Genomic DNA, 20,255 nt, shown 5'->3' with positions numbered 1-20,255 from the left:
CCGGCTGGGGAGCCACAAGACCGCCGGGGCGGGTTTCACCGACCGGACCGTCGCGCCTGGCCGTTGGGCTTATGATCGGCCGGACGTGACGCGCTGAGTGTGGGGGAGCCGGGCATGGAGTTGTACGCAGGGGAGCCGGCCTCCGAGGAGCTGGAGTTCCTCGTGCTGGACGACGGGCCGGGCGACGTACGCGACAAGTCCTTCGGACGGCGTGGCGACGACGAACCCCGGACGAGCCGCCGTACGTTCAAGGCCGCCGATCTCAACGCCCAGTTGACCCGCACGCTCAACGGGCTCCGGGACGCCTTCGCCGGACTCGACCAGGCGGGGCCGGACGGCTGGGGCATCTCCCAGGTTCAGGTCTCCTGCCAGCTCACCGCCTCTGGACAGCTCGTCGTCCTGGGGGTCGGTGCCCAGGCCCAGCGCACCGGTGGCATCCAGCTGACGCTCAGCCCGCGGTTGGCCCGCGGTGACCGCTAGCGGTTGCGGACCGGACGGACGGGAACGGAGGTTCCGCGCGCTGCTGGTGGGCGTGGGCCGATATCGTGACCGCACCTTCCGGTCGATGCCGTTCATCACCGGCGAACTGCGCGCCCTGGCAGCGGCGTTACAGGAGTCCGGCTACCAGGAGCCGGAGGTCCTGGAGGCCGACGAACTGCACGCCCAGGTGATCGAGGAGGAGATCGAGCAGTTCGTGCGGAAGGCGGCGGCCGGCGACCATCTCCTGGTCGTCCTGTCCGGCCACGGCTTCCACTCCGATGGCACGGACTACCTGGTGACCGGGCCCGCTCAGTACGACTCGCTGCGCTTTCGCAGTCATTGCCTCAGGATCGAGTTCGGCGAGTTCCTCAGAAAGTCGTTCGCCGCACAACTCGTCGTCGCCGTCGATGCCTGCCGGGAGCCCTTCGAGACGGGTTCCAAGTCCCTCGGCGACGTCATGAACTGGGGGAAGGGCCGTACCGGTTACGACGACCGCGACGCGTCCGGAAGGCCGCGGTACGCACATGTCTACGCCTGCACCCGCTACGAGATCGCGGGATACGGGCGCGAGGACGGTGCGCTCACCGACGACGAGACGCGCGGATACTCGTACTTCACGCGCGCCCTCACCGAGATCGCGCGCGACCCGTCGGCGCCCGGCACCCTGCACACGATGGAGCCCCTGCTCGACGAACGGGTCCGCGCGATCGCCCGGGACGACGGGTTCCACTCCGACCAGCGTGTTCAGATCACCTATGCCACTGGCCAGGAGAATCTGCTGCTGTTCCCCGCGCACGGCGCGGGCAGGGGACGGCAGGTGGGAGAACACCGGTGGCATAAGGCGGCCGTCGAGCACGAGGCATGGCACCGGGTGCGGCGGGGGGAGCTGACCGAGGCCCAGCGTGATGAGACGGTCACCCGGGTGCGGGACGCGGTCGCCGCCCTGGTGGGCCTGTGGGGCCAGGACACCGACACCGCCAACGCGTGGCTCGACGATCACGGCGACATCTGGCGGCCGTCCGGGTGCGAGCGCCGGATGGAGAGCTGTGTGGCCGCGATGCTGCGCGGCGCACCCGACCTCAGCCTCACCGAGGCCGCCCTGCTGGTCCTCGGCCCCTTCCTGTACACCGCGTTCGGCACCCAACTCGCCTACCAGGCTCGGGACATACAGCCGTGGACCCTGACGGACGGCCCGCCTCCCGAGCAGAGCTGCGGGTTCGGAACCCGCGGGGCCTTCGAGCGGTACTTCTCCGGCCACACGGCCCTCAGGGACCGTGAGCGGCGGGCCAGGGAGCGCGGCCGGCACGGAGAGGCCCGGGCCGTCGCCTGGTGGCTGGCCCGGCAGTGGCTGCTGCGGCTGCCGGCCGCCCGCGACGACGTACGGCGGTCCGGACTCGCCGGGCTGGCGGCGCCGCCGTCCGGGACGGAGTTCGAGCACCCGCTGGTTCGCCAGGTACTCGGCGCCGCCCGGCTGCGCCGACTGGTCGACCTCATCGGGCTCGATCTCGAGCAGACCCGACCTCCACACACGGAGACCGTCGCCGGTCTGCAGCGCGCCGAACACACCGTCGACTGGGACAGGATCGGCACCCTGCTGACCGTCGCCCACCACATGGCGGTCGACCCCGTGCTGCTGCCCTCGCTGGTTGCCGAGCACCTCGGCATCAGCGACCCCGTCGACGGCAAGGAGTTCAGGGAGACGCTGAGCAGCATCGACTGGCAACCGGACGGTCCGCGCCGCGTCCTGTCCGTCGAGTGTCCGCACCAGTCCGTCGAGCTCGCCCTGGGCCAGCACATCGACGTCCTCGACCGTACCGTGCGTGCCGTCCTGACCCGGCCGGACGGTGCCCGCGTCGCGGCCTGGGGCGTCCCGGCAGGCTTCGGCTCGGGCAAGGTCACGCCTGCCGTGAACGACGACGAGGCGCCCCGTTACGAGGCCGTCGACGTGCGGTTCCGCCTCGACGGTGACCGGGTCCGCGACCTGCTCATGGGCGAGCAGCTGTACCGGGACCGCACGCTCGCGCTGCGCGAGCTGTACCAGAACGCGCTGGATGCCTGCCGTTACCGCTGGGCGCGCACCGAGCTGTGGAACCGTCGCAACCCCGACGAACGCGCCGACTGGCAGGGGGAGATCGTCTTCACCCAGGGCGTGGAGGAGGGCCGTCCCTACATCGAGTGTCACGACAACGGCATCGGCATGGGCCGTAACGAACTGCGCAGGCTGTTCGCCTTCGCGGGCAGCCGGTTCGTGGAGGAGCGGGACTTCCTGGCCGAATGGGCGGAGTGGGACAAGGAAGGGATCCCCTTCCATCCGAACAGCCGGTTCGGTGTCGGGGTGCTCAGCTACTTCATGCTCGCCGACGAGATCCGGGTGACGACCAGCAGGCTCGGGACGAACATGCAGCCCGGTGAGCGGCTGGTGGTGCACATCGACGGTCCCGGCGCGTTGTTCAGCATCCGGTCCGAGAAATCGGTGCTGCGGGCGGGGACCAAGGTGCGGCTGTACCTGCGGGACCCCGAGGAGAAGGTCTCCTGCGGGGAGGTGCTGCGGAGGCAGTTGTGGGTGTCGGACTTCTCGGTGCGGGTGGCGGAGGACGGGAAAGAGCCCCTGATGTGGGAGGCCGGAAAGCTGTCGGACCACGCGGGTTCGGGCCTTCCCGACCAGTATTCCGGGGGGTGGAGAACCCGGGACGGCGAGACCGTATCGGCCCAGGAGGCAGGGGACGGGGTGTGGTGGTGCCCCGGCCTCGGAGCGGTCCTGGCAGACGGACTGTGGGCGGGAGAGGCACGCTTCGGCGCGGTGGTCAACCTCACCGGGGAGCACGCCCCTCGGCTGAGTGTCGACCGGTCGGCGATCCTCGACGACCACGAGGAGTACGTGAGCCGGCTTCTGGCCGACAAGATCCCCGCCCTGTTCGAGGAGGACGCACGGGTACTGACGTTGGAGTGGCTGCAGGGTCTGGTGGTCGGCGGGTGGCCGAGGTACGACGGAAGGCTTTCCGACGGCAAGACGCCGGCGGGGCGGCAGGGCTCGCTCGCCGACCTGATCGCGGAGTACGGCGTCTCCTGCGGCCACAAGTTCTCGATCCGCACCGTCCTGGGGACGTCCCTGCCGCTGGACATCGCCGCCGTGGGCTGCTGCCCGGCCGATCAGTGGCTGGTCGAGCGGGGCAGGACGGCCGGTGGGGCCACCGTGATCAGCAGCGTGAGCAGCGTCTTCACCGAATGGCGGGCGAGAGTGTGGGCTACGGCCGACCGCGGTTCCGGAGTGGTTCTTCGGCGCCCCGCGACGCCGGCGGCCCGCCCCACCGACGACCTGGTTCTGGACGCTGTCTTCGATCGGGACGACGTGCTGGCCCCGGGGCAGATACTGACCGGTTGCCTGGGCAGCGGCCGGACGCTCGCCTACGTCACCGAGCGACTGCGGGAGTTCGGTCTACGCCTCCCCGAGGAAGCGATCCTGCGCCGTCTGGCCGAGGTCCTCAGCGGTGACACGGAGATCGCCCCCACCCAGTTGGTGAAGATGCTCAGCCGGGACGGGGACGGCATCGAGCCGTGGCTCCGGCCGGGGGACGAAGTGGGCGTCAACCGCCTCGGCATGTACGGACACGACCCCCGCGAGGCCGCGCGTCTGGTCGCCACACTCGGCTTCCGGGTGCCCAGCGACGAGGAGTTCGACAGACTGCTCGTGTCCGGCGCCTGGCCTCCGGACCGGAAGCACCTGTCCCGGATGGTGCCGCGCGGCCAACTTGATCCCCATGGCGCCGAGCTGCCCCACGACCAGCCGGTCCCACGGATTCATTTGGCCGTGGCCGCGGCCGCGTTTCCCGGGCAGGCGGACAGGATCGCCGAGACGCTGACCGCTGCCGGACACCGGCTCTCGCCGGACTCCGTCCCTAGCCGGACCGACGTCCTGGACCTCTCGCTCATCAGCGAGTTCGCCAACGGACGGCCGCCGTGGCGATGGACGGACACCGTTCTGCCACTCCGCCACATCTTCGAGGTCTCCAGGCGAAGCGGTGCCCGTGTGGACGATCTGGCACGCCGGGCGACCGAGTTGGGGTACGCCGTGCCCGAACTGCCGTCGGCGGAGGAGAGGGACCTGTGCGCAAGACTGGTCGAGGATCTGGCGACGAGGTACTCGGTCTACCTGGCCCGGTCGTCCGGGTCGGGCCGGCTGTCTGCCAACGCCGTGCTGGAACTGTCCCGTGAGTACGGCCTGTCCGACCTGGAGATCGCGCGGCGACTAATCGATCTGGGCTTCCCTGTGCCCGGTCTGGACGAACCCCCCTGTCGCGCCCGCGACTACCAGGAGCTGACACTGGTGAGCCAGGACCTCGCGGGGCACGAGCCCTGGCTGGACCCGGCGCGTCAGGTGCCCTGGCAGCACGTGCTGCGCGCCGAGCATGAACACCGTGTGCCACGAGAGGAGACCACCGGCTCTCTGACCCGTCACGGTTACGACCTGGCGCCCGAGCCGCCGGCGGGGGACTGGACGAACGGGGAGGACATGATTCTCCTGCGTATCCCCGATGCGGGGCCCGCCCACTGGTTCCGCACCACGTCGCCCATCCCCCTCACCCACATCCTCCACGCCGCCCACCGCCTCCGCCGCACCCCCACCGAGGTTGCCCGCCGTCTGGAGCAGCTCGGCCACGTCCTCCCCGACGACCTGGAATTCGTCGACCCCGCCGCCCCCTGATCGCCCCCACCAACCCCGAAGTAACCACTACGGTCGACAGGTACGACGGGACGCACAGCGCTGTGCGTCCCCCTCCGCACTCGCGTCGAGGTGGAATGTGAAGGCGATCCGTCGGTTCACCGTCCGTCCCGTTCTCCCCGAACCCCTCCGCCCCTCAGCGACCTGGCCCGTAACCTGCGCTGGTCCTGGCACGCCGAGACCCGTGATCTCTTCCAGGCCGTCGACCCCGAACGCTGGGCCGCCTCCGAGGGCGACCCGGTGCGGCTGCTCGGCAGTGTGCCGCCGGCGCGCCTCGCCGAGCTGGCCGGGGACCGCCGCTTCCTGCGCCGGCTGACCGCGGTCGCCGACGACCTGGGCGACTACGTGACCGGCGACCGCTGGTACCAGACCCGCCCGCAGCCGACCGAACTACCGGCCGCCGTGGCCTACTTCTCACCCGAGTTCGGGATCACGGCCGCACTGCCGCAGTACTCCGGCGGCCTCGGCATCCTGGCCGGCGACCACCTCAAGTCGGCCAGCGACCTCGGCGTGCCGCTGATCGGCGTCGGCCTGCTCTACCGGCACGGCTACTTCCGGCAGACCCTGTCCCGGGACGGCTGGCAGCAGGAGCACTATCCCGTCCTCGACCCCAACGAACTCCCCGTGGCCCTGCTGAAGGAGGCCGACGGCACCCCGGCGCACGTCTCCCTCGCGCTGCCCGGCGGCAGACTGCTGCGCGCCCGCATCTGGCTTGCCCAGGTCGGCCGGGTGCCGCTGCTGATGCTGGACTCGGACGTCGAGGAGAACGACACCGGCGAACGCGGGGTCACCGACCGGCTCTACGGCGGCGGCAGCGAGCACCGGCTGCTCCAGGAGATGCTGCTCGGGATAGGGGGCGTACGGGCCGTACGGACGTACTGCCGGCTGACCGGCCACCCCGCGCCGGAGGTCTTCCACACCAACGAGGGCCACGCCGGCTTCCTGGGCCTGGAGCGGATCGCCGAACTGGTCGCCGCCGGGCTGGACTTCGACGCGGCCCTGGAGGCGGTCCGCGCCGGCACGGTCTTCACCACCCACACGCCCGTCCCGGCCGGCATCGACCGGTTCGACCGTGAGCTGGTCGCCCACCACTTCGGCGCCGACGCCGAACTCCCCGGAATCGGGGTGGAGCACATCCTGCGGCTCGGCATGGAGACCTACCCCGGCGGCGAGCCCAACCTGTTCAACATGGCCGTGATGGGGCTGCGGCTCGCCCAGCGCGCCAACGGGGTCTCGCTGCTGCACGGCAACGTCAGCCGGGAGATGTTCTCCGGGCTCTGGCCGGGCTTCGACCCCGACGAGGTGCCGATCACCTCGGTGACGAACGGGGTGCACGCGCCGACCTGGGTGGCCCCGGAGGTGGTCCGGCTGGGCGCCCGGCAGCTCGGCGACCGCCGTACCGAGGAGGCGCTGACGGTCGGCGGCCCGGAACGCTGGGACGCCGTCGCCGAGGTCGCCGACCAGGAGATCTGGGAGCTGCGCCGCGGCCTGCGCGAGCAACTGGTGCTGGAGGTGCGGGAGCGGCTGCGGGCGTCCTGGCGGCAGCGCGGCGCCGGGACGGCCGAGCTGGGGTGGATCGACGGCGTCCTCGACCCCGACGTGCTCACCATCGGGTTCGCGCGGCGCGTCCCCTCGTACAAACGTCTCACGCTCATGCTGCGCGACCGCGACCGGCTGATGGACCTCCTGACCCACCCGGACCGCCCGATCCAGATCGTGGTGGCCGGCAAGGCGCACCCGGCCGACGACGGTGGCAAGCGGCTGGTCCAGGAACTGGTCCGCTTCACCGACGACCCGCGCGTCCGGCACCGCGTCGTCTTCCTGCCCGACTACGGCATGGCGATGGCGCAGAAGCTGCTGCCCGGCTGCGACATCTGGCTCAACAACCCCCTCCGGCCCCTGGAGGCCTGCGGGACGAGCGGGATGAAGGCGGCGCTCAACGGCGGCCTCAACCTCTCCGTCCTGGACGGCTGGTGGGACGAGTGGTTCCAGCCGGACTTCGGCTGGGCGATCCCGACGGCCGACGGCGCCGGCACCGATCCCGACCGCCGGGACGACATCGAGGCCGCCGCGCTGTACGACCTCCTCGAACAGCGGGTCACCCCGCGCTTCTACGAGCGCGGCCGCAGCGGCCTGCCGGACCGCTGGATCGAGATGGTCCGCCAGACCCTCACCCTCCTCGGCCCCAAGGTGCTGGCGGGCCGCATGGTCCGGGAGTACGTGGAGCGCCTCTACACCCCGGCGGCCCACGCCCACCGGTCCATGACCCCGGACACGGCCCGCGAACTCTCCGCCTGGAAGGGCAGGGTGCGGGCGGCCTGGCACGGCGTCTCGGTGGACCACGTCGAGACGGCCGCCTCCACCCCCACCGCCGAGCTCGGCACCACCCTCGCCGTCCGGGTCCGCGTCCGCCTCGGCGACCTCGCCCCCGACGACGTGGAGGTCCAGGCCGTCTCCGGCCGCGTCGACCCGGAGGACCGCATCACGGACGCGGCCACGGTGCCCCTCAAGCCGGTCTCCGGCCCCGACCTGGAGGGCCACTGGACCTACGAGGGCCCCCTCTCACTGGACCGCACGGGCCCCTACGGCTACACCGTGCGCATCCTCCCCACCCACCGCCTGCTGGCGTCCGGCGCGGAACTGGGCCTGGTGGTGGTGCCCGTGGAGGGGGCGGTGACGGGGGCCGGGGTGCTGATGCGCTGAGCTCCCGAGCGGTGCTCCGAGGGCGGGTGGTCTCCGCTCGCCCTCACGTGTGTCCGTCAGGGCCTGCCCGGCGCGATCGCGTCAGAACTCCGGCTCCGGGTCCGCGCACAGCCGTCGCAGTACCGCGCCGCACCGGCGGGCGTAGGCGTGCTGCAGTCCGCGGGTGGCGGAGCCGGCGGCGCGGGTGTACCACTTGGCGGGTCTGCTGAAGGCGGCGACCGTGAGCCAGACCGTGCCGTCGCCGGTGCGGTCGACGACGAAGGCCTCCTCGCCGCTCTCGGGGTGGCCGGCGAGGGTGCCGTAGGCCCAGCCGGCCCGGCGGGACTCCTCGGCGGTCCAGACTATTCGGCAGGGGGCCTTGATGAGGCCGGCCAGGGTGACGGTGACGTCGACGCCGGGGGCCGCGCGATCGGCGGCGGTGTCGATGCCCACACCGAGGGCGCGGTGGAGTTCCCAGGTGAGGACCGCCTCGGCGGCCCGGTGGAAGACTTCCTGGCCCTCGCCTATGCGAGTGCGCACGTGCAGGGGGTGGAAGCCCGGTGGGCAGGCGGCGAGATTGTCGCGGGTGGCACCGACCGCCTCGTACGTGAAGGACATGGGAGAGAGCGTAGGGCGGGCCCCCGGGGCGCCTTCTCCCCGGGGGCCCGCCCGTACCGCTCAGGCGGGGTCAGCTGACGTTGACCGCCGTCCAGGCCGCCGCCACCGCGTTGTACTCGGTGGAGCCGGAGCCGTACAGCGCGGCCGCCGCGGACAGCGTGCCGGTGCGGGCCGACTTGTAGTTGGTGGTCGAGGTGAAGTACGTGGTCAGGGCCTTGTACCAGATCTGGAGGGCCTTGGCCCGGCCGATGCCGGTGACCGTGGAGCCGTTGTAGGTCGGGGAGTTGTAGGACACCCCGTTGATCGTCTTCGAGCCGCTGCCCTCGGACAGCAGGTAGAAGAAGTGGTTCGCGACACCGGACGAGTAGTGCACGTCCAGGTTCTTCACCGACGAGGACCAGTAGTCGGCGCTGCCGCCGTCCTTGCTGGGCTTGTCCATGTAGCGCAGCGGGCTGCCGTCGCCGTTGATGTCGATCTTCTCGCCGATGAGGTAGTCACCGGGGTCGGAGGCGTTGTTGGCGTAGAACTCCACGCCGGTGCCGAAGATGTCGGAGGTGGCCTCGTTCAGGCCGCCGGACTCGCCGCTGTAGTTGAGGCCCGCGGTGTTGGAGGTGACACCGTGGCTCATCTCGTGCCCGGCCACGTCCAGCGAGGTCAGCGGGTGCGTGTTGCTGTCACCGTCGCCGTAGGTCATGCAGAAGCAGCTGTCGTCCCAGAACGCGTTGACGTACGAGCTGCCGTAGTGGACGCGGGAGTAGGCGCCGACGCCGTTGTTCTTGATGCCGCTGCGCCCGAAGGTGTCCTTGTAGAAGTCCCAGGTCTCCTGCGCGCCGTAGGCGGCGTCGGCGGCGGCCGTCACGTCGGTGCTGGAGCTGGAGGCGGCGCCGGTGCCCCAGGTGTTGGTGGTGTTGGTGAACAGCGTCCCGGTGCCGGACGTGCCGTGCTTCAGGTTGTACGTCTTGTGGCCGCCGCGGGAGGCGTCGGTCAGCGAGTACGTCGAGCCCGACAGCGTGGTGGTGAGGCTGACCGTGCCGGAGTACAGGGTCTTGCCGGTGCCGGTGGCGTTCTCGATGCCCTGGTACTCGAAGAGCTTCTTGCCGGTGGCGGCGTCGGTGATGACGTGCAGCTGGTTGGGGGTGCCGTCGTCCTGGTAGCCGCCGACGACCGTCTCGTAGGCGAGGACGGGCTTGCCGGAGCCGGCCCAGATGACCTTGCGGGCCCCGTCGGCGGCCGACTTGGTCGAGCCGAGGGTCCTGGCGACGCCCAGCGCCGACTTCTCCGCCTTGGCGGTGCTGATCTGCGGCTTGAGGGAGGCCACCTTGATGGCGGTCTTCGTCGCCTTGGTGACGCCCTCGGTCTTGCCGGCCTTGGAGGTGTGCACGACGAGGTCGCCGCCGAGGACGGGCAGGCCCGCGTAGGTGCGCTCGTAGCGCGTGTGGACCGTGCCGTCGACGTCCTTCACGACGTCCTTGACGACCAGCTTCTCCTTGGTGCCGAGGCCTATCTGCTGGGCCGTCTCGGCGACGTTCGCGTCCGCCTTCTGGATGAGGGCGGTGCGAGCGGCGTTGGAGAGCAGGGTGGGGGCGGCGGCCAGCGGCTTCTTGTCGACGGCCGAGGCGTTCGCGGTCATACCGGTGGTGAGGAGGGCGCCGGCGGCGACAGCGGTGGCGATGGCGAGCGTGGTGCGCTTGTGACGCGCGTAGAGGGGGCTCACTCAAGCTCCTTCAGGATGTGGGGAGTCCGGGCGGAGTGGGGTTACCTGCCCGACTGTGGGGTGGTGAAGTTGCTGTGCTGTGCGACGGGTGAAGGAAGAGTGACATCAAGGTCGCGTACATGTCAGGACCCTGAAGTGATGTTGGCCGAAAAGCAGATGTTGGGTGAACGTTGCGGCCATGTAAAGCGGGCGCCGTCCGCGGGGAGGCTCCCCGCGGACGGCGCCCGGAGTGCGCGTCGGGCACCTGCGGTTACGGGAAGGTCAGCTTCCACCCGTTGATCGTGCCGACGTCCTGCGCGGCCTGGTCCTGGACCTTCAACTTCCAGGTGCCGTTGGCCGATTCCGAGGAGGCGTTCACCGTGTAGGTGTCCGTCACGTTGTCCGCCGAGTCGGACGAGCTGAAGTTCTTCAGCCGGTACGACGTGCCGGACGGACCGACGAGGTCGATCACCAGGTCGCCGCGCCACGTGTGGCTGATATTCGGCGTTACCTGGAGGTTGTTCGGCGCGTTTCCGGTCCGGCCGGAGACCGTGATCGACGAGGTGACCGCCGGGCCGTTGTCCGGAATCGACACGGGTGTGGTGCTCTCGTACGACGTGCCCGTACCGCCGCCACCGCCGGACCGCGAGCCGACCGCGACGGCCGCCCAGGCGTCCTGCACCGCCTTGTACTCGGTGCTGGTGGTGCCGTACAGCTCGCCCGCCGCCGCGAGGGTGCCGGTGCGGGCGGCCGCGTAGTTGGTGGTCGAGGTGAACTTGGTGGTGAGCGCCCGGTACCAGATCTGCAGCGCCTTGTCCCGGCCGATGCCGGTGACCGGGAGACCGTCCTTCGTGGGCGAGTTGTAGCTGACGCCGTTGATGACCTTGGCGCCGCTGCCCTCGCTCAGCAGGTAGAAGAAGTGGTTCGCGACACCGGACGAGTAGTGCACGTCGAGGCCGCCGACCGACGAGGACCAGTAGTCGGCGCTGCCGCCGTCCTTGCTGGGCTTGTCCATGTAGCGCAGCGGGGTGCCGTCGCCGTTGATGTCGATCTTCTCGCCGATGAGGTAGTCGCCCACGTCGGAGGAGTTGTTGGCGTAGAACTCCACGCCGGTGCCGAAGATGTCGGAGGTGGCCTCGTTCAGGCCGCCCGACTCGCCACTGTAGTTGAGGCCCGCGGTGTTGGAGGTGACACCGTGGCTCATCTCGTGCCCGGCCACGTCGAGGGCGGTCAGCGGGTCCGCGTTGCCGGAGCCGTCGCCGTACGTCATGCAGAAGCAGCCGTCGTCCCAGAACGCGTTCACGTACGAGTTGCCGTAGTGGACGCGGGAGTAGGCGCCGACGCCGTTGTTCTTGATGCCGCTGCGCCCGAAGGTGTTCTTGTAGAAGTCCCAGGTCTCGGCGGCGCCGTAGTGCGCGTCGGCGCCCGCGGTGGCGGCGTTCGACGTGGTGCCGTTGCCCCAGGTGTTGCTCGACTGCGAGAACAGCGTGCCGGTGCCCGAGGTGCCGTGGTTCAGGTTGTACGTCTTGTGGCCGCCGCGGTCACCGTCGGTCAGGGTGTACGTCGAGCCCGACTGGGTCGTCGACAGCGACACCGTCCCGCTGTACTGGGTGTTGCCGGTACCGGTGACGTTCTCGATGCCCTGGTACTCGAAGAGCTTCTTGCCGGTGGCGGCGTCGGTGATGACGTGCAGCTGGTTGGGGGTGCCGTCGTCCTGGAAGCCGCCGACGACCGTCTCGTAGGCGAGGACGGGGGTGCCGGAGCCGGCCCAGATGACCTTGCGGGCCCCGTCGGCGGCCGACTTGGTGGAGCCCAGCGTCTTCGCGGTGGCGAGGGCGGTCTTCTCGGCGCTCGCCGCGCTCTTGGCCGGGGTGAAGTCGGCGACCTTGAGCGTGGCGTTGTTCGCCTTGACGACGCGCTCGGTGGCGCCCGACTTCGCGGTGTCGACGATCAGGTCGCCGCCGAGCACCGGCAGGCCCGCGTAGGTGCGCTCGTAGCGGGTGTGCAGGGTGCCGTCGGCGTCCTTGACGACGTCCTTGACGACCAGCTTCTCCTGGGCGCCGAGGCCTATCGCCTTGGCGGTGGCGGCCCGTTCGCCGCTCGCGTCGCGGAGCAGTTCGGCGCGCTGCGAGGGGGAGAGCTTGACCGCCGCGTGGGCCGGGTTGGCCCGGCCGAGCTGCGGGGCGGCCGGGGCGGCGCTGGCGGCGCCCGACTGGACGGCGGCGGCGATCAGGGCGCCGACCCCGGCGAGGGCGACGGCCGCGGTGCGGCGGTACGTGCTGTGGGGGGTGCGTCTGCGAGAGGAACTGCTTCTCAACACTGACTCCTTCTGCGTGGCCGCGGGTCACACGACCAGGGGAGATCCGGACGGCGGGTGGGCCGGCCGGGCAGAACTGGGCGGAACGCGGAACCATGTGCGTGTGCAGTGCCGGACCCGGCAGCGACGGTGGGGGTGGAGCTGTGGGGTTGCTGTGAGTCGGCCGTGGGAAGAGTGGCAGCAGAAAACGCCACCTGTCAGGAGCGCGTCAGAAACTTGGCCAGAAATCGTTCGTTGTCCGGATGTTCATGTTCGGTATGCGGATTGTTGCGGGGTCGTCGAGGACGCGAAGGCAAGGACGTCGAGTACCACAGGCGCCGGGCCGTTCAGGGCGCCATGTCCCCGTGCCAGGTCGACCACAGTGCCGCGTACGCCCCGCCCGCCGCCACCAGCTCCTCGTGCGTGCCGAGTTCGGTGAGGAGGCCGTCCTCCATCACGGCCACCCGGTCGGCGTCGTGGGCGGTGTGCAGCCGGTGCGCGATGGCGATGACCGTACGGCCTTCGAGTACGGCGGCCAGCGCGCGCTCGGTGTGCCGGGCGGTCGCCGGGTCCAGCAGCGCGGTCGCCTCGTCCAGGATCAGCGTGTGCGGGTCGGCCAGCACCACCCGGGCCAGCGCGAGCTGCTGGGCCCGAGCGCCGTCGGTGGCCGTGCCGTCCGCGCCGCCCGTGCCGAGCGGGGTGTCGAGACCGCCGGGCAGGCCGCGCACCCAGTCGTCGGCGCCGACGGCGGTCAGCGCCGCCCACAGGTCCGCGTCGGTCGCGTCCGGTTCGGCGATCAGCAGGTTGTCCCGGACCGTGCCGAGGAAGACGTGGTGCTCCTGGGTGACCAGGACGACCTGGCGCCGCAGCCGCTCCGGTGCCAGCCCCGCGACCGGCACCCCGCCCACGGTCACCGTGCCCGACCCGGGCGCGTCCACGCCCGCCAGCAGCCGGCTCAGCGTCGTCTTCCCGGCGCCGGAAGGGCCCACCACCGCGAGCCGCTCCCCGGGCCGCACCGTGAGGTCCACCCCGCGCAGCACCTCGCCGCCGCGCTCGTAGGCGTACCGCACCCCGCGCACCTCGATCCGGTCGTCCGACGGCGCCGGCGCCCCGCTGTCCGCCGCCGCCCGCGGGGCCCGCGCCAGCCCCTCCACCCGGGCGAACGAGGCGCTGCTGGACTGGAGTTGCTCCACCCGGATCAGGATCTGGTCCAGCGGTTCGGTGAACTGCCGCAGATACAGTGCCGCCGACACCACCACCCCGACGCCCGTGTGCAGCAGCCCGCCGACCAGCAGCACCCCGGCCACCGGCACCGAGTACGACACCTCGACGGCCGGGAAGAACACAGTGCGCAGCCACAGGGTGTAGAACCGGGCCTTCCGGTTGGTCTCCAGCGCGTCCCGGCTCGCCGTGATCCGCTGCTCCTGGAGCCGGAACGCCTCCACCGTACGGGCGCCCGCCACCGTCGCCGTGACGATCTCCGCGACCCCGGAGGTGGCCGCGCCCTCGGCGAGGTAGCCGTCCCGGGCCCGGCGCAGGTACCAGCGCAGCGCGAACCAGATCGGGGTCAGCCCGAGCACCCCGAACGCGGCCAGCGCGGGGTCCAGGACGAACACCGCGCCCATCACGAACACCGCCTGCACCGTGTTGACCAGCAGCTCGGGACCGGCGTCCCGAAGGGTGGTGCCGACGGTGTTCACGTCGCCGGTGCCGCGTGCGGTCAGGTCGCCGGTGCCGGCCCGCTCCACCACCGACGCGGGCAGGGCGAGCGCCCGGTCCACGAACTCCTCGCGGACGCGGGCCAGCGTGCGCTCGCCGAAGCGGTGGCCGAGGTAACGGGCGGAGCGGGCGAGCAGCAGCTCGGCGAGGGAACAGAGCAGGATCCACCGGGCGAGGTGGTCCACGGCGGCGACTCCGCCACCGGCCCGTACCTCGTCCACGATCCGGCCGACCAGCCAGGGGCCGACCAGTCCGGTGCCGGCCGCCGCCGCGTTCAGCAGCAGCGCGGCGGCGAAGGGACCGCGATCCGCCCGCACCAGGCGGAGGGTGGCCCGGCGTACGTCGGCGCGGCCGGCGACCGGGAGTTGGCTCGTCGTCACCTTGCGAACTCCTCGTCCTCCGTGTCCCGGGCCACGAGGGCGCGGTAGCCGGGTGCGCTGTCCAGCAGGCCCTCGTGCGTGCCGGTCGCGGCGACCTTGCCGTCGACCAGGAAGACCACCTCGTCGGCCTGGGCCAGCAGCAGCGGGGAGGTGGTGGTGAGGAGGGTGGTGCGGCCGGCGCGGGCGGTGCGCAGGCGCTCCGCCACCAGGGCCTCGGTGTGGGCGTCGAGGGCGGAGGTGGGTTCCACGGCGAGGAGGACCTCGGGGTCGGTGAGCAAAGCCCGTACGAGGCGGATGCGTTGGCGTTGGCCGCCGGAGAGGTTGCGGGCCTGGGCGGTGAGGTCGGAGTCGAGGCCGTGGGGGAGGGCGCGGACGATGTCCTCGGCGGCGGCGGTGTGGAGGGCCTGGGCGAGGCGCGCGGCAGAGGGTGCGGCGTGGGAAGCGTCGGCGGGTGCGGCGCCGTCGTGGCTGGTCGCGCCGTTCCCCGCGTCCCTGCGGGGCGCGTTGACGCTTCCGGTGATGACATCGATCAGGGGGCCCGCGAACAGGTCGGCATCGTTGTCGGCGACCAGGATGCGGGCGCGGACCTCCGGGAGCGGGACGGTGTCCAGTCGTACGTCTCCCCAGGTCACGTCGGAGTGGGTGTAGCGGCCCAGGCGGTCCACCACCGCCCCCGTCTCCGTCGCGCCGGCGCTCACCAGGGCCGTCAGACGGCCGGGGCGCAGCCGTACGCCGGACTCGGGGTCGTGCAGGACGGCGGGGCCGGCCGGGGGCCGCCGGGTGCCCTCGTCCGGCCGTGGCTCGTGGCGCAGCAGGCGGACGACCCGGCGGGCGGCCACCACGCCGCGGCTGAGCTGGTAGCCCATGTCGAGGAAGAAGGCCACCGGGCCGACCAGGACCGCGACATAGCCGTACACCGAGACCAGCTGGCCGACCGTGATGTCGCCGCGGGCGGCCATCCGGGCGGCGATCCAGGTCACCACCGCGAGGAACACCGTCGGCAGGCCCATGCCCAGCGCCTGGACCCAGCTGGCGACCGCACCCACTCGGTAGCCCTGGGCGCGCAGGTGCTGGGAGTCGCGGCGGAAGGCGTCCGCGAACAGGCCCTTGCCGCCCAGGCCGTTGAGGACGCGCAGACCGCCCGCGAGGTCACCGATACGGGCCGTCAGGACGCCCTGGCGTTCCCGGTACTCGGTCTCCCTGCCCTGCAGCCGCCGGGCCAGCGGCCCCGCGACGAGCGCCACCACCGGCACCCCGAGCAGCACCACGCCGGCCAGCAGGGGCGAGATCGTCAGCAGCAGCCCGGCCACCACCCCGTACACGACGACCGCGCCCACCCCGGGGCCGACGACGGTCAGCGCCTGCGCGATGGTGTGCACGTCGCCGACGCCGATCGTCACGACCTCCCCCGCGTCGGACCGGCGCGACAGCTCGGCGCCGAGCCGGACCGTCTGTCCCATGAGTACCTTGATCGTGCGGAAGTAGGCGTCCATCCGCACCCGGGTCATCGTGCGGTGGCGCATGATGCTGATCCAGGCGTTGACCGCGCCCAGGACGAAGATCGCCGCCGTCCACCCGGCCAGCACCCCCATACGGCCCGGCACCAGGCCGTCGTCCACGGCCCGGGCCATCAGGTACGGCGTCCCGGCCATCAGCGTCAGCCAGACACTGCCCAGCAGCGCCCCGGCGAGCGAGCGGCCCGGCTGGCAGGCCACCAGCCACCACAGGTAGGACCACCCGCCGCGCGTGTCGGGCGTCCCCGGATCCTCGTACGCGTCGATCACCCTGCGACCCCGTTCTCGTGCCTTCTCCTGCCTTGTTCCGCCTTGTTCCGCCTAGGCCAGGCTGTCCCGCCACGCCCGGTGCAGATCCGCGAACCGGCCCGTGCCCGCGATGAGCTCGGCCGGGCGGCCGTCCTCGACGATGCGGCCGTGCTCCATCACCAGCACCCGGTCGGCGATCTCCACGGTGGACAGCCGGTGCGCGATCACCACCGCCGTACGGCCCTTGAGGACCGTCGACATCGCCCGCTGCACGGCCCGTTCGCCGGGGATGTCCAGGGAACTGGTCGCCTCGTCGAGGATCAGCACCGCAGGGTCGGCGAGCAGGGCGCGCGCGAACGCGACCAGTTGGCGCTGTCCGGCCGAGATGCGGCCGCCGCGCTTGCGGACGTCCGTGTCGTACCCGTCGGGCAGCGCGGCGATGAACTCATGGGCGCCGATCGCCTTGGCCGCCTGCTCGATCTCCTCACGGGTGGCGTCCGGGCGGCCGATGGCGATGTTCTCCGCGACCGTGCCGGAGAACAGGAACGCCTCCTGGGTGACCATCACCACCCCGCGGCGCAGCTCCGGCACGGTCAGTTCGCGCAGGTCCACGCCGTCCAGGAGGACCCGGCCGTCGGAGGGGTCGTAGAAGCGGGCGAGGAGCTTGGCGAGCGTCGACTTGCCGGCCCCGGTGGAGCCGACGACCGCGACCGTCTGCCCGGCCGGGAGGGTGAGGTCGAAGACGGGCAGCACCTCGCCGCCGGTGCGGTAGGCGAAGCGGACACCGTCGAAGACGACCTCGCGGCCCGGGAGTTCGGTCACCCGTGGGGGCAGTTCCCTCGGGACTGAGGGCTCCGGCACGGACGGGGTCTGGGCCAGCAGGCCCGCGATCTTCTCCAGGGAGGCCGCGGCCGACTGGTAGGAGTTGAGGAACATGCCGAGGCGGTCGATCGGGTCGTACAGCCGCCGCAGGTAGAGGACGGCCGCGGCCAGGACGCCCAGCTCCAGCGAGCCGGACGCCACCCGGTAGGCGCCCCACAGCACGATCACCGCGACCGAGGTGTTGGCGACCAGCCGGGAGCCGACCACGTACCGCGCCATCTCGAGCAGGGCGTCGCCGTTGGTCCGCTCGTGGCGGCGGTTCAGCACCGCGAACTCGGCGTCGTTGGCGGCCTCCCGGCGGAACGCGCGCACCGGGCGGATGCCGTTCATCGTCTCCACGAACTTCACGATCACCGCCGCGATCGCCGTGGACCGCGCCTTGTACACCCGCACCGCGCGCCGCTGGTACAGCCGGACCAGCAGGTACAGCGGTACGAAGCTGGCCACCGCGACCGCGCCGAGGCCGAGATCCAGCCAGAGCAGCATCGCCGAGATGTAGAGGAAGGAGAGGATGACCGTGACCAGCTCCTGGAGGCCCTCGGTCAGCAGCTCGCGCAGCGACTCGACGTCCGTGGTGGAGCGGGAGATGAGTCGGCCCGACGTGTAGCGCTCGTGGAAGTCGATGCTCAGCGCCTGCGCGTGCCGGAAGATGCGGCCGCGCAGGTCGAGCAGGACGTCCTGGTTGACGCGGGCGGAGGCCTCGACGAACGCGTACTGGAGGCCGCCCGAGAGCAGCGCGCTCACGCCGTACCCGGCGGCCACCGCGAACAGCGGGCCGTGGTCGTGGCGACGGAACGCCGGGACGGCCGTGTCGATGGCGTACGCCACCAGCAGCGGGCCCGCCTGCACCGCCGCCTGCTGCAGCAGCAGGAGGAACGTGGTGACGGCGACCCTCGCCTTCATGGGGGCGAGGAGCGAGCGCAGCAGGGTGGCGGTGGCGCCGGGCGGGGTGGGCAGGACGTCCCGGTCGAACGGGTCGCCGCCGGAGGTGCCGGCCGGGTCCGGGTGCCGGCGCTCGTCGTCCTCGTCGGGGGCGGGGAGGGAGGTGGCTGCGGTCATCGGCGGTGATCCTCCCCGGACATCAGGTGGGCGTACTCGGCGTTGCTGCGCAGGAGTTCGTGGTGCGTGCCGACGGCGGTGACCCGGCCGCCGGAGAGCAGGGCGACGCGGTCGGCGAGCAGGACGGTGGAGGGGCGGTGGGCGACGATCAGCGCGGTGGTGTCGGCGAGCACGTCGCGCAACGCCGCCTCCACGGCTGCCTCCGTGTGCACGTCCAGCGCGGAGAGCGGGTCGTCGAGGACGAGGAAGCGGGGCCGGCCGACGACCGCCCGCGCGAGCGCGAGGCGCTGCCGCTGGCCGCCGGAGAGACTGAGGCCCTGCTCACCGACCTGCGTCGCGGTGCCCTGCGGGAGGGCGTGCGCGAAGTCCGCCTGGGCGACGGCGAGGGCACGGGACAGCTCCGGCTCCCCGGCGCCCTCGGCGGCTCCCATGAGCACGTTCTCACCGACGGAGGCGGAGAAGAGGGTGGGCTCCTCGAAGGCGACCGCCACGAGGGAGCGGAGTTCCTCGCGGGGCATGGCGGCGATGTCCACGCCGTCGAGGGTGATCCGCCCCGAAGTCAGCTCGTGCAGGCGGGGGATGAGCGCGGTGAGGGTGGTCTTGCCGCTGCCGGTGGCACCGACGAGGGCCATCGACTCGCCGGGGCGGATGTGCAGGTCGACGAGTTCGAGCGTCGGGGCGGAACCGGGGGCGGCGTCGGGGTAACGGAACTGCACGTTCTCGAAGCGGATGCCGTCGGGCACCGGGACCGGGGCGAGGGGGCCGCCGTCGGGCCCGGCGCCGTCGTGGCCGGCCGCGCTCTCCGCGCCCCTTGCGGGGCGGCTCGGCGCAGCGCCCTGAAGGGGTGCGGGGAACTGCGCGCTCAGCCCCCGCGCACCCGCACCCGACGACGCATCGGCGCCCTCCTCCGACGCGTCCCGCACCTCGAAGAAGCGCTCCGTCGCCGTCGCCGCCTCCTGGCTCATCGCCAGCAGGAACCCGATCGACTCCACCGGCCATCTCAGCGCGAGCGCCGTCGACAGGAACGCCACCAGTGTGCCCGCGCTCAGCCCGTCCTCCGCGACCTGGATCGACCCCCACAGCAGAGCCGCCCCGATCGCCACCTCCGGCAGCGTCACGATGACGCCCCAGATCATCGCCAGCATCCGCGCCTTGCGCAGCTCCGTGCCCCGCAGGGTCCGCACCAGTTCGCGGAACGCGTGCGCCTGGCTGCGGTGGCGGCCGAAGCCCTTGATGATGCGGATGCCGAGCACGCTCTCCTCGACCACCGTCGTCAGGTCGCCGACCTGGTCCTGGGCGAGCCGCGCCACCTCCGCGTACCGCTTCTCGAAGATCACACAGGTCCAGATCACCGGGATCGTGGGGCCCAGGATGACCAGGCCCAGCGTCCAGTCCTGGGCCAGCATGATCAGCACACCGACGAGGATCGTCACCCCGTTCACCAGGAGGAAGGTCAGCGGGAACGCGAGGAACATGCGGAGCAGCATCAGGTCGGTGGTGGCCCGGGAGAGCAGCTGGCCGGAGGCCCACCGGTCGTGGAAGGCGACCGGCAACCGCTGCAGATGGCCGTACAGGTCCGCCCGCATCCCCGCCTCGACGCGTGAGAGCGGCCTGGCGACCAGCCAGCGGCGCAGACCGAAGAGCAGTGCCTCCGCGATGCCGAGCAGCAGCAGGTACAGCGCGCCGAGCCACACCCCGGCCGGGTCGCGGTCGGCCACCGGCCCGTCCACCATCCACTTGAGGACGAGGGGGATGACGAGCCCCGTACAGGAGGCGACGATCGCCACGAACGCGGCGACGGACAGCCGCAGCCGCACCGGCCGTACGTACGGCCACAGGCGCAGCAGAATGCGGACGGCGGACCGGTCCTTGGTGGTTGCACGTTTCGGAGGCATCAGGGGCGAGCCTACGGATCGGCACTGACAACGCCCACCGAGTTTTGGCCGGACCGGAGTCGGCCGCT

9 protein-coding genes and 1 pseudogene are annotated in these 20,255 nt (G+C 71.8%); 3 read left to right on the top strand and 7 right to left on the bottom strand.

Going from position 1 to position 20,255, the window contains the following annotated elements; translation table 11 throughout:
• The first annotated feature begins 114 nt into the window (after window positions 1–114).
• The 3 genes and pseudogenes from BLW82_RS13345 to BLW82_RS13335 all read left to right on the top strand — a co-directional run bounded on the left by BLW82_RS13345 (window position 115) and on the right by BLW82_RS13335 (window position 7,903).
• A complete protein-coding gene (locus BLW82_RS13345) occupies window positions 115–480 on the top strand; it encodes a Pepco domain-containing protein (RefSeq protein ID WP_093498997.1) in 366 nt (121 codons plus the stop codon).
• Entirely contained in the window at window positions 470–5,182 is a 4,713-nt protein-coding gene (locus BLW82_RS13340; RefSeq protein ID WP_093498996.1) for a wHTH domain-containing protein, read from the top strand. The genes BLW82_RS13345 and BLW82_RS13340 overlap by 11 nt, the downstream gene beginning before the upstream one ends.
• Window positions 5,183–5,279: 97 nt before the next feature.
• Window positions 5,280–7,903 (top strand): annotated as a pseudogene (locus tag BLW82_RS13335) (glycosyltransferase family 1 protein).
• Between the two features lie 81 nt (window positions 7,904–7,984).
• Here the strand turns inward: BLW82_RS13335 and BLW82_RS13330 are convergent.
• The 7 genes from BLW82_RS13330 to BLW82_RS13300 all read right to left on the bottom strand — a co-directional run bounded on the left by BLW82_RS13330 (window position 7,985) and on the right by BLW82_RS13300 (window position 20,187).
• Window positions 7,985–8,500, bottom strand: coding sequence for a DUF1990 family protein (locus BLW82_RS13330; protein WP_093498995.1), 516 nt, complete (start codon window positions 8,498–8,500; stop codon window positions 7,985–7,987).
• Window positions 8,501–8,570: 70 nt separating this feature from the next.
• Window positions 8,571–10,214 carry a M4 family metallopeptidase gene (locus BLW82_RS13325; RefSeq protein WP_093498994.1) on the bottom strand — a complete coding sequence of 548 codons (1,644 nt, stop codon included), beginning with the start codon at window positions 10,212–10,214 and terminating at the stop codon, window positions 8,571–8,573.
• A 250-nt stretch (window positions 10,215–10,464) separates the two neighbouring features.
• Entirely contained in the window at window positions 10,465–12,510 is a 2,046-nt protein-coding gene (locus tag BLW82_RS13320) for a M4 family metallopeptidase (protein WP_093498993.1), read from the bottom strand.
• 326 nt (window positions 12,511–12,836) lie between these two features.
• The gene (locus tag BLW82_RS13315; protein ID WP_093498992.1) at window positions 12,837–14,588 is read right to left on the bottom strand and encodes an ABC transporter ATP-binding protein; all 1,752 of its coding nucleotides are present in this window, start codon (window positions 14,586–14,588) and stop codon (window positions 12,837–12,839) included.
• Window positions 14,585–16,372: an ABC transporter transmembrane domain-containing protein gene (locus BLW82_RS13310; protein ID WP_093498991.1), complete on the bottom strand. Its 1,788-nt coding sequence runs from the start codon at window positions 16,370–16,372 to the stop codon at window positions 14,585–14,587. Before BLW82_RS13310 ends, BLW82_RS13315 begins: the two co-directional genes overlap by 4 nt.
• 51 nt (window positions 16,373–16,423) lie before the next feature.
• Window positions 16,424–18,292 carry an ABC transporter ATP-binding protein gene (locus tag BLW82_RS13305; protein ID WP_093498990.1) on the bottom strand — a complete coding sequence of 623 codons (1,869 nt, stop codon included), beginning with the start codon at window positions 18,290–18,292 and terminating at the stop codon, window positions 16,424–16,426.
• Complete coding sequence (locus BLW82_RS13300; RefSeq protein WP_093498989.1) at window positions 18,289–20,187, bottom strand: ABC transporter ATP-binding protein; 1,899 nt, start codon at window positions 20,185–20,187, stop codon at window positions 18,289–18,291. Before BLW82_RS13300 ends, BLW82_RS13305 begins: the two co-directional genes overlap by 4 nt.
• Window positions 20,188–20,255: the final 68 nt, after the last annotated feature.

The organism is Streptomyces sp. Ag109_O5-10 (assembly GCF_900105755.1).
In the GTDB taxonomy this organism is placed as follows: domain Bacteria; phylum Actinomycetota; class Actinomycetes; order Streptomycetales; family Streptomycetaceae; genus Streptomyces.
Note: the sequence above shows the minus strand (reverse complement) of the source record. Positions and strands in the feature narration are given on the sequence as shown.